This is a genomic window from Streptomyces sp. BV286 (assembly GCF_019090165.1).
Classification (GTDB): domain Bacteria; phylum Actinomycetota; class Actinomycetes; order Streptomycetales; family Streptomycetaceae; genus Streptomyces.
In genome coordinates this window covers 1-307 of record NZ_JAHRIB010000119.1, presented here as the reverse complement: position 1 = coordinate 307, position 307 = coordinate 1, and the positions used below count along the sequence as shown (strand labels likewise).

The window sequence follows — 307 nt, the reverse complement described above, 5'->3', positions numbered from 1 at the left end:
GGGCGGCACCGGCCCGGTGGCGCCCGGTCACGGCGGCGGTACCGGTTCCTTCGACGTGTCCGGGGCGCTGGCGGCGGGACCGCTCGGCTCCGGTCCGACCGGCTCCCCGTACCCGGGGGGCGACGGTGGCGGCGAGCCGCGACGCGACGGGCTCCCGTACTTCTCCAGCGGCGGCCAGGGCGGACCCTCGGGTCCGACCGGCGGCCCGGTCACCGGGGACACGCCACTGACGGCGCCCGGTCTTCCGGGCGGCCCCGGTGGACCCGGCGGCCCAGGAACCTCCGGCGGCCCCGGCCCCGGCGGTGGC

General features: G+C 81.8%; 1 pseudogene. It reads left to right on the top strand.

From position 1 onward, the window contains the following. Positions 1-307: pseudogene (locus KUF83_RS16490) on the top strand (hypothetical protein); the annotation flags it as partial.